The organism is Streptomyces sp. NPDC059524 (genome assembly GCF_042749255.1).
Taxonomy (GTDB): domain Bacteria; phylum Actinomycetota; class Actinomycetes; order Streptomycetales; family Streptomycetaceae; genus Streptomyces; species Streptomyces xanthii.
The window spans coordinates 11,967-21,861 of sequence record NZ_JBHYTK010000101.1 but is presented as its reverse complement, the minus strand read 5'-3'; the positions used below and the strand labels follow the sequence as shown (position 1 = coordinate 21,861).

7 protein-coding genes and 1 pseudogene are annotated in these 9,895 nt (G+C 72.0%); all 8 read left to right on the top strand.

Annotated elements, in window-relative coordinates:
* Positions 1-224: 224 nt before the first annotated feature.
* The gene (locus ACFW9D_RS25385) at positions 225-1,694 is read left to right on the top strand and encodes an ABC transporter permease (RefSeq protein WP_384625175.1); all 1,470 of its coding nucleotides are present in this window, start codon (positions 225-227) and stop codon (positions 1,692-1,694) included.
* 74 nt (positions 1,695-1,768) lie between these two features.
* Positions 1,769-2,452 (top strand): ABC transporter ATP-binding protein, encoded by a 684-nt coding sequence (locus ACFW9D_RS25380; RefSeq protein WP_188337185.1) that lies wholly within the window; start codon positions 1,769-1,771, stop codon positions 2,450-2,452.
* A 207-nt stretch (positions 2,453-2,659) separates the two neighbouring features.
* Positions 2,660-4,870, top strand: a complete 2,211-nt coding sequence (locus tag ACFW9D_RS25375) for a bifunctional polysaccharide deacetylase/glycosyltransferase family 2 protein (protein WP_384625171.1) — start codon at positions 2,660-2,662, stop codon at positions 4,868-4,870.
* Complete coding sequence (locus ACFW9D_RS25370; protein ID WP_384625189.1) at positions 4,816-5,172, top strand: MFS transporter; 357 nt, start codon at positions 4,816-4,818, stop codon at positions 5,170-5,172. Before ACFW9D_RS25375 ends, ACFW9D_RS25370 begins: the two co-directional genes overlap by 55 nt.
* Before the next feature lie 350 nt (positions 5,173-5,522).
* A pseudogene (locus ACFW9D_RS25365) lies at positions 5,523-6,347 on the top strand (chitosanase); the annotation flags it as partial.
* A 78-nt stretch (positions 6,348-6,425) separates the two neighbouring features.
* Positions 6,426-7,667: a discoidin domain-containing protein gene (locus tag ACFW9D_RS25360; RefSeq protein WP_384625186.1), complete on the top strand. Its 1,242-nt coding sequence runs from the start codon at positions 6,426-6,428 to the stop codon at positions 7,665-7,667.
* Positions 7,668-7,737: 70 nt separating this feature from the next.
* Positions 7,738-8,997 carry an MFS transporter gene (locus ACFW9D_RS25355; RefSeq protein ID WP_384625168.1) on the top strand — a complete coding sequence of 420 codons (1,260 nt, stop codon included), beginning with the start codon at positions 7,738-7,740 and terminating at the stop codon, positions 8,995-8,997.
* Entirely contained in the window at positions 8,994-9,887 is an 894-nt protein-coding gene (locus ACFW9D_RS25350) for a hypothetical protein (RefSeq protein ID WP_384625166.1), read from the top strand. The genes ACFW9D_RS25355 and ACFW9D_RS25350 overlap by 4 nt, the downstream gene beginning before the upstream one ends.
* The last annotated feature ends 8 nt before the right edge of the window (positions 9,888-9,895 follow it).

The window sequence follows — 9,895 nt, the reverse complement described above, 5'->3', positions numbered from 1 at the left end:
ACCCGCCGCCCCCCCCCCCCCCCCGCGCCCGGGGGCTCCGCGCATGCCGGGGCCCTGTGCTCGCGGGGACTCCGGGGCCGGCCGGAAACCTGTGCGTAAGCCCTGAATCAGGGCTCTCATCGCACTCTCATGCCGGCCTCAGCCCACGCTTACGGCCCGTCCTTAGCGTTTCGCCGTTCCTGTCCGTGCCCCCGTCCCGTGGGCCGTCATCCGGCGAGGCTTCGATGTTCTTCACGTATCTCCGGCGCGAGTTGCGCCGCCGCAGAAAGGCGGCCCTCGTCGTCGCCTCCGGGCTCGCGCTGGGCATCGCCCTCGTCATCGTCGTCAACTCCGTGTCCTCGGGCATGAACCGGGCCCAGGACAAGGTCCTCCAGTCGCTGTACGGGCTCGGCACCGACATGACCGTCACCAAGGCCGCCGCCGCGCCCTCCGACGGGGGCAGTGCCCGCCCGCGCTTCCGCTTCGACGCCAAGGACAGCGGTGACGACGGGAAGCAGAGCAGCGACCGCGTCATGGTGCAGGGCTTCCAGACCCTCGCCGCGTCGACCGTCACGAAGGTCGCCGGGCAGCCCGGCGTCGCCGACACCGTGGGCGGGCTCAGCCTCCAAGTGATGAAGGTGGACGGGCAGTTCACGCGTGGGCAGTTCAAGCAGGACCAGGGCGGCGGCGGCTTCCAGGGCGGCCCCGGTGGCACCGGCGGTGGCGAGTCGCAGGGCCGCGTCGAGGGCGGCGGCGCCGACTTCGACGTCAACGCGTACTCCGTGTACGGCACCGACGTCACCAACAGCGCGCTCGGCCCGCTGACCTCCTCGAAGATCACCAAGGGGCGGACCTTCAAGACCTCCGAGACGAACGCGAAGGTCGCCGTCGCCGACGCCTCCTATGCCAAGGAGAAGAAGCTCGCCGTGCACGACACGGTCACCGTCAAGGGCACGAAGTACAAGGTCATCGGCATCGCGACCCCGGACAGCGCGGACGCGGCCGCCAACCTCTACCTGCCGCTGAAGCAGGCGCAGACGCTCGCCGACGCCAAGAACAAGGTCACGACGGTCTACGTCAAGGCCACCGACTCGCAACGGATCGACGCGGTCAAGTCGGCCATCCAGAAGAACGTCCCGGGCACCACCGTCACCACCTCCGCCGACCTCGCCTCCACCGTCTCCGGCTCCCTGTCCACGGCCTCGGACCTCGCCTCGAACGTCGGCCGCTGGCTGTCGATCGCCGTGCTCGTCGCCGCGTTCCTCGTCGCCGGTCTGCTCACCTCCTCGGCCGTGTCCCGGCGCGTGCGCGAGTTCGGCACGCTCAAGGCGCTCGGCTGGAAGTCCGGCCGGGTCACCCGCCAGGTCGTCGGCGAGGCCGTCGTCAACGGGCTCATCGGCGGCGCCCTCGGTATCGCGGTCGGCCTCGCCGGCGCCTACGCCGTCACCGCGATCAGCCCCACCCTCACGGCCGAACTCGGCGCGGGCGGCGGCGGATCCGCGGGCGGTCCGGGCGGCTTCGGCGGGGGCGGCGGCATGATGCGCGCGTCCGGTGCCGGAAGGAGCCTCGACATCGCGCTCAGCGCCCCCGTCTCCGCGACCACGATCGCCCTCGCGGTCGGCCTCGCCGTCGCGGGCGGTCTCGTCGCCGGAGCGTTCGGCGGCTGGCGGGCCTCCCGGCTGCGCCCGGCGGACGCGCTGCGCCGCGTCGAGTGAGCACCGCCCTCCCCGAGCACCGCTCTCCCTCATTCCACAGCTCCAACCCTCGTACGCATCACGGGAGTTCCCGCATGTATCAGCTCAGAGGCGTCACCAAGCAGTACCGGCGCGGCAAGGACACCGTGGAGGCGCTGGCCGGCGTCGACCTGACCATCGGCGACGGCGACCGGCTCGTCATCCAGGGCCCCACCGGCGGCGGCAAGTCGACCCTGCTCCAGATGCTCGGCGGCCTCGACCGGCCCACCGCGGGCAGCGTCGAACTCGACGGCACCGACCTGGCGAAGCTGCCCGAGGCCCGGCTCACCAAGGTCCGCGCCGAGTCCATCGGCTTCGTCTTCCAGTCCTTCAACCTCATCCCGACGCTCACCGCGCAGGAGAACGTCGAGACGGCCCTCGTCCCGCTCGGCCTGCGGGCCGCCGACCGCCGCGAGCGGGCCGCCGAGGCGCTGCGCTCGGTGGGCCTCGGCGAGCGCCTCGGCCACCTGCCGTCGGAGATGTCCGGCGGCCAGCAGCAGCGCGTCGCCATCGCCCGCGCCCTCGTGAAGAACCCCAAGGTCCTCCTCGCCGACGAGCCCACCGGCAACCTCGACGAGTCCATGCGCGACGAGGTCATGGACGTGCTGGAGGACCGCTGGAAGGAGCACGGGCTCACGTTCGTCATGGTCACCCACGACACGGCCCTCGCGAAGAAGGCCCCGCGTCTGGTGACGATCCGCAAGGGGAGGATCACGGTCACCGAGAACGCGACCCCGTGACGGAACCTCGTGACGGAACCCCGTGAAAGGTTGTACGCGGAGCAGCAAGTGTGCCGTTTGTCACGCGTCACATCGGTCCCGGATGTTTCCCCAATGCCCCAATTAAGCGAAGGTCACATCAATACACTCGCCTCCCATGTGTGACTGGAACATGGAGAACGGGTGGCGAACCCGGCCACCGGACGGCAACCTCGACGCCGTCGCCTGATGGCGGCACGGCACAAACAAGTGAGGGACCCGAGGGCGCACTGGCTGCTCATCGGCCTCACCCTGCCGGTCCTCTTCGGCGCCCTGCTCTTCCAGGGCTGGACGCAGAACGAGGTCGACGGCGCCGCGGCCAAGGAACCCTGCACCGCGCCCGTGCCCCGGGCCGCCGCCGACGCGGGCCCCGTCCTGAGCGTCGACGGCGGCCGGGTGCGCTCCGCGTCGATGCCGCCGGGCACCGTCGCCCTCACCTACGACGGCGGACCCGACCCGACCTGGACCCCGCGCCTGCTCGACCTGCTGCGGCGCCACCACGCGCACGCCACGTTCTTCCTCGACGGCGCCAAGGCCGCGCAGTACCCCGCGCTGGTCCGGCGGATCCGGGCCGAGGGCCACGAGGTCGGCTCCCACACCTACACCGGGGCCGACCTCGGCACCGCGTCCGCCGCCCGCACCGCGCTCGAACTCCGGCTCACCCAGGGCGCGTTCGCGGGCGCCGACGGATTCCGCAGCACCCTGCTGCGGATGCCGCTGACCACCACCGTCGCCACCCTGTGCGGCGCGGAGTGGCCCGCCGCGCGCGCCGCGTCCGCCGACGGCTACCTCCTGGTCGCCGCCGACAAGCCCGGCCGCGAGCCCGCCGACGGCCTGGTCCGCCAGTTCAGCCAGACCTCCCTCGCCCTCCGCGAGACCGAGCGGCTTCTCGCCGACCCGCACGCGCGCCGCTTCACCACCGTCACCGAGGGCGTCGACACCACGGCGCCCGCGACGGAACCGGTCAGCGCACCCGAACGCTGGCTCGGCACGGCCCTGATCCACTTCCAGTCGCTCGGCCGCGGCTTCGTCTCCGCGCTCACCTGGGTGCTCACCGCCGCCGCGGCCCTCGGGGTGCTGCGCCTCCTCTTCCTCGTCCTGTTCGCCCGCGCGCATGTGCGCCGCCTGGAGCGGTACCGGCCCGGGGCGCCCTGGCTGCGCGAGATCCGCGACCCGGTCACCGTGATCGTGCCCGCGTACAACGAGGAGGCGGGCATCGCCGCCACCCTGCGCTCGCTGCTCGCCTCCACCCACCAGCGGCTGCAGATCGTCGTCGTCGACGACGGCTCCGGCGACCGCACCGTGGAGATCGCGCGGGAGTACGCCCGCCGCGACTCCCGCGTCCAGGTGGTGTGCCAGCCGAACGCGGGCAAGGCCGCCGCCCTCAACCACGGCCTCACGTACGCCCGTTGCCCCTACGTCGTCATGGTCGACGCCGACACCGTCTTCGAGCCGGACGCGATCCAGCGCCTCGTGCAGCCGCTCGCGCACCCGGCGGTCGGCGCGGTCAGCGGCAACACCAAGGTCGGCAACCGCAAGCGTCTGCTGGGCCGCTGGCAGCACCTGGAGTACGTCTTCGGGTTCAACCTGGACCGGCGGATGTTCGAGGTCCTGGAGTGCATGACGACGGTGCCCGGCGCGATCGGCGCCTTCCGTCTCGACGCGCTCATGGGTGTCGGCGGCCTCAGCGAGGACACCCTCGCCGAGGACACCGACCTCACCATGGCGCTGTGGCGGGCGGGCTGGCGCGTCGTCTACGAGGAGACGGCCGTCGCCTGGACCGAGGTCCCCACGTCGCTGCGGCAGTTGTGGCGCCAGCGCTACCGCTGGTGCTACGGCACCCTCCAGGCGATGTGGAAGCACCGCCGCGCCGTGATCGAGGTCGGACCCGCGGGCCGCTTCGGCCGCCGCGGCCTGTCGTACCTGCTGCTCTTCCAGGTCCTGCTGCCGCTGCTCGCCCCGGTCATCGACGTCTTCATGCTCTACAGCGCGCTGTTCACCGGCACCCCGGTGACGTCCGTGGCGGCCTGGCTGGGCTTCCTCGGCCTCCAGACCGCCGTGGCCGCGTACGCCCTCAAGCTCGACGGGGAGCGCCGGCGCACGCTGTGGGCACTGCCCTTCCAGCTGTTCGTCTACCGGCAGTTGATGTACCTGGTGGTCATCCAGTCGGTGGTCGCGTTCGTGGGCGGCAGCCGGCTCAAGTGGCAGCGCATGCACCGTTCCGGAACGGCCGCCGCGGGGGGCCCCCAACAAGCGGGGGGGGGGGCTGGCGCCCCCCGCGCGGCCCCTCGACCGCGGCGCGCTGGGTCGCGGGCCGGCGCGGCGACCGGCACGGTCCGGCCCGCCTGGTCCTGCCCGGCCTGGTCGTCGCGTCCGCCGGAACGCTCCTCGTCTCGCTGACGCACAGTCCGGTCGCGGTCGTCTTTGGGGTGGCCGTGTTCGGGATCGGCTTCGGGATCACGCAGAACGCCACGCTCACGCTGATGTACGCGCAGGTCCCCGCCTCCGGTTACGGCACCGTCAGCGCCTTGTGGAACTTCGCCTACGACGCGGGCATGGGCGTCGGGGCCGTCGGCTTCGGGGTGCTCGCGGGCCGGACCGGATACCCGTGGGCCTTCGCGCTCACCGCCGTGCTGATGCTCACCGCGCTCGCCCCGGCCTGGCGCGACCGCCGGACAGAGGGCGCCCTGCCCCGGCGTTGACGAACGGACGCGCGCCCATCAGGCGTCGCCGTCGACGCGATGCGCCCGGGACACCCCCTTTTGTCCGCACCAGGCCGCCTCTCCCGTCGCACCAGCTTGTGCACGCGTCTTGCGGAGCGGGCGATTCTGCCAATAGAAAGGAAAGGTTCCTATCAGTCAGTGGTCCGGGTAGGGACGCACGGTTCAGAGTTCCGCAGCTCGTCCAGCACGGTTCCGCACCTTCACGCAGCCCCCGAACTCCCCTGCCGGGCCCGCGAGTCCGCCGGCTTCACGCCGCTCGCGCGAGACGCACCCGGCCAGACGAGAAACCGGAGAAGCACATGCCACTCCCCACTCCGCGACGGCGTTCGATGCCGTCCGGATCGCGGCATCGCACCCCCGTCCACCGACGCCGGCGCAGGACCGGCTTCAGGGTCGCCCTGGCCATGGTCCTCGCCGCCGTCCCCGCGGTGATTCTGCTGAACACCAGTCAGGCGGCGGCTCCCACCGGGCTCGACGACCCGGTGAAGAAGGAGATCGCCATGCGCCTGGTGTCCAGCGCCGAGAACTCGTCGCTGGACTGGAAGGACCAGTTCGACTACATCGAGGACATCGACGACGGCCGCGGGTACACCGCCGGCATCGTCGGGTTCTGCTCCGGCACCCACGACATGCTCGACCTCGTCGAGTACTACACCGACCAGGTGCCCGACAACCCGCTCGCCGAGTACCTGCCCGCCCTGCGCGAGGTCGACGGCTCCGATTCGCACGAGGGCCTCGACCCCGGCTTCACCGACGCGTGGAAGGAGGCCGCGCAGACCTCGCAGTTCCAGGCGGCGCAGGAGCACGAACGCGACCGCGTCTACTTCGACCCCGCCGTCTCCCGCGCCAAGGGCGACCACCTGCAGGAGCTGGGCCAGTTCGCCTACTACGACGCGATCGTGATGCACGGCCAGGAGGGCTTCGACTCCATCCGGGACGCGGCGCGCGCCGAGGCGGACACTCCGGCCGAGGGCGGTGACGAGACCACGTACCTCAACGCGTTCCTCGACGCCCGCGTGACGGAGATGAAGAAGGAGGCCGCGCACGAGGACACGAGCCGGGTGGACACCGCGCAGCGGGTGTTCCTCGACGACCGGAATCTGCGGCTCGACACGCCCCTGTCCTGGCACGTCTACGGAGAGCCGTTCGAGATCACGTCGGACCCCGAGCCGGGCACGTCCCCGACCCCCTCCCCCACCACCACTGGTGAACCCGGCGGCGGGGACGAACAGTTGATCTCCCGGGGCAGGCCCGCGACCTCGTCCTCCGACGAGGACTCGGCGCTCACCGCCGGCCGCGCGGTCGACGGCGACCCCGCCACCCGGTGGGCCAGCAAGGAGGGCTCTGACCCGCAGTGGCTCCGTGTCGACCTCGGAGAGAACTCCACCGTCTCCCGTGTGAAGCTGCTGTGGGAGGCCGCGTACGCCAAGGGCTACCGGGTCGAGATCTCCGCCGACGGCACCTCCTGGAACCAGCTCGCCGTCGAGGCGAACGGCAACGGCGGCACCGACGAATGGACCGGCCTGAACGGCAAGGGCCGCTACCTGCGGGTCTACGGAACGGCGCGCGGCACCGCGTACGGCTACTCGCTGTTCGAGGTGGAGGCCTACGGGACCACCGGCGCGGGCCCCGGCCCGACCGACCCGCCGACCGACCCGCCCGCCGGCGCGTTCACGGTCGTCGGCGCGGGTGACATCGCCGACCGCTGTGACCAGGGCGACGCGGGCTGCCAGCACTTCAAGACCGCCGACCGGGCCGAGGCCATCGACCCGGCCTTCTACCTCACACTGGGCGACAACCAGTACGACGACGCCCACCTCGACGACTTCAAGAACTACTACGACAAGTCCTGGGGCCGCTTCAAGGCGAACACCTACCCGGTGCCGGGCAACCACGAGTCGTACGACGACTACGAGAACCGCGACGAGAAGGCCTACCGCGAGTACTTCGGCTCCCGGGCCACCCCGCAGGGCAAGATGTGGTACTCGTACAACCGCGGGAACTGGCACTTCGTCGCGCTCAACTCCAACCGCTTCGACGAGCGCGAGCAGCTCGACTGGCTCAAGGCGGACCTCGCCGCGAACGGCAAGAAGTGCGTGGCCGCGTACTGGCACGAGCCGCTGTTCAGCTCCGGCGACCACGGGAACGTGCCGGTGAGCCGGCCGGTGTGGGAGCTGCTCGAGTCGTCCGGCGCCGAGCTCGTGCTCAACGGCCACGACCACCACTACGAGCGGTTCGCCCCGCAGACCCGGGACGCGAAGGCCGACCCGAACGGCATCGTCGAGATCATCGGCGGCGCGGGCGGCAAGGATCTGTACGGTGCGGGCGACACGGTCCAGCCCAACAGCGCGAAGCGCATCTGGGACAAGTTCGGTGTGCTGAAGCTCGACTTCACCGACACCGGGTTCCGCTCGCAGTTCGTCGGCACGGACGGAACGGTGCTCGACACCAGCCCCACCTACTCCTGCCACTGACCGGCCGCCACCAGTGCCCCGGGCGCGTCCGTGAGCACGGGCGCGCCCGGGGCGCCTCCCGGGAGTTCACATGTATCTCGCCGCCGGCCGGAGCGGTCCCCCCTCGACCGTCCAGGCCGCCCCCGAACGCCCCGCGCGCCGCACCCGTGTCGCCTCCACGGTCCTCGCGCTCGGTGCGGTCAGCCTGGTGACCGACATCTCCTCCGAGATGGTCACCGCGGTCCTCCCTCTCTACTTCGTCCTCCAACTGGGTCTCAATCCACTGCAGTTCGGGTTCCTGGACGGGCTGTACAACGGAGTCTCCGCCGTCGTCCGTCTGGCCGGCGGGCATCTCGCCGACCGCCGGCAGCGCCACCGGCTCGTCGCCGGGGCCGGCTACGCCCTGTCCGCGGTGTGCAAGCTGGGGCTGCTGCTCGCCGGCGGCTCCACCGCGGCGATCTCGGCGACGCTCGCCGCCGACCGGGTCGGCAAGGGCGTGCGGACGGCGCCGCGCGACGCGATGATCTCGCTCTCCTGCGCCGAGCGGGACCTCGGCCGCGCCTTCGGTGTGCATCGCGCGATGGACACGACCGGTGCGCTGCTGGGCCCTCTCGCGGCGTTCGCGCTGCTGTGGCTCGCGGTGGACGCGTACGACGTCGTGTTCCTCGTCAGCTTCTGCTTCGGTCTGTTCGGGGTCGTGCTCCTGTACGCGTTCGTACCGGCGCACCCGTCACCCGCGGCCGCCACGTCCCGTCCGTCCGACCTGCGCGCGGCCCTCCGGTTGCCCGCGGTCCCCGCGTTCCGCCGCGTGCTGGTCGCCGCGTCCCTGCTCGGCCTGATGTCGGTCGGCGACGGCTTCCTCTACCTCGTCCTCCAGAAGCGCCTCGACCTCGACACGGTCTACTTCCCTCTGCTGCCGCTGGGCAGCGCGGCCGTCTACCTGCTCCTCGCCGTCCCCGTCGGCCGCGCGGCGGACCGACTCGGGCGCCGGATCCCTTATCTGTGGGGCCACTTGGGGCTGCTCGGCGTCTACCTGGTCCTCTTCTCCCCCGTCCCGGGATGGCCGCTGACGGTCCTCGTGCTGGTCCTGCTCGGCACCTACTACGCGGCCACCGACGGAGTCCTCATGGCCCTGGGCGGCCCGGTCGTCCCCGAGAAGCAGCGCGCGGCCGGTCTGGCGCTGCTGCAGTCGGGGCAGGCGGTCGGGCGGCTGCTGGCGTCGGTGCTGTTCGGCGCCGCGTGGACGCTCTGGAGCATGCAGGCCGCGCTGGCGCTCGCCGCCGCCGGGCTGACGGCCACGCTCCTCCTCGCCCGTTTCCTGTTGCCCGCGCACCCGACGGAGTCCGCATGACCCCCACGCTGTCCCCGCGCGCCCGGGTGGGCGCCGTGTCCCTGGCCGCTGTCGTCCTGGCCGCGTTCGCCGTCGTGTACACGGTCCGGGCCGCCGATCGCGGTGGGCCCGCCACCGGGTCCTCGCACGTCACCCTCGACAACACCCCCGGCCTGTACGTCCGTACGGCCGACGGGAAGGTCGCCGCGCTCGGCAAGGGGGGCGCCCGGCAGACGGCGCTGTCCTGCCGCCGGTTCTACGCGAGCGGCTCCGGCGCCGTGTGCCTCACCACCAAACCCGGGATCCCGCCCCGGACCCAGGCGATCGTCCTGGACCGGTCGCTGCGTCCGCGGCGCACGGTCACGTTCGGCGGGACACCCAACCGGGCCCGCGTGTCGCCGTCCGGGCGGATGGTCTCCTGGACGGTGTTCGTCACCGGAGACTCGTACTCCGGCGGCTCCTTCTCCACCCGCAGCGGGATCCTCGACACCCGGACCGGCTATCTCGTCAAGAACGTGGAGACCCTGCAGCTGACCCTCGACGGCCGGCGCTACGCCGCGTCCGACGTGAACTTCTGGGGCATCACGTTCGCCCGGGACGACAACCGCTTCTACGCCACGGTGGCGACGCGCGGCAGGACGTACCTGGTCGAGGGCGACTTCAAGGCCTGGACTGCGCGTGCCCTGCGGGAGAACGTCGAGTGTCCGTCGCTGTCGCCCGACGGCACCCGCGTCGCGTACAAGAAGCGGGTGCGGGACAGCGGCTCGGATCCCTGGCGGCTGCACGTCCTCGACCTGAAGACGCTGCGCGACACCGCGCAGGCGGAGACGCGCAGCGTCGTCGAGCAGGCCCCGTGGGTGGACGTCGGGTCCGTGGGCAAAGCCCGGCCCCGGGCGGCGCGCCGCTCTTAGGACGTCGG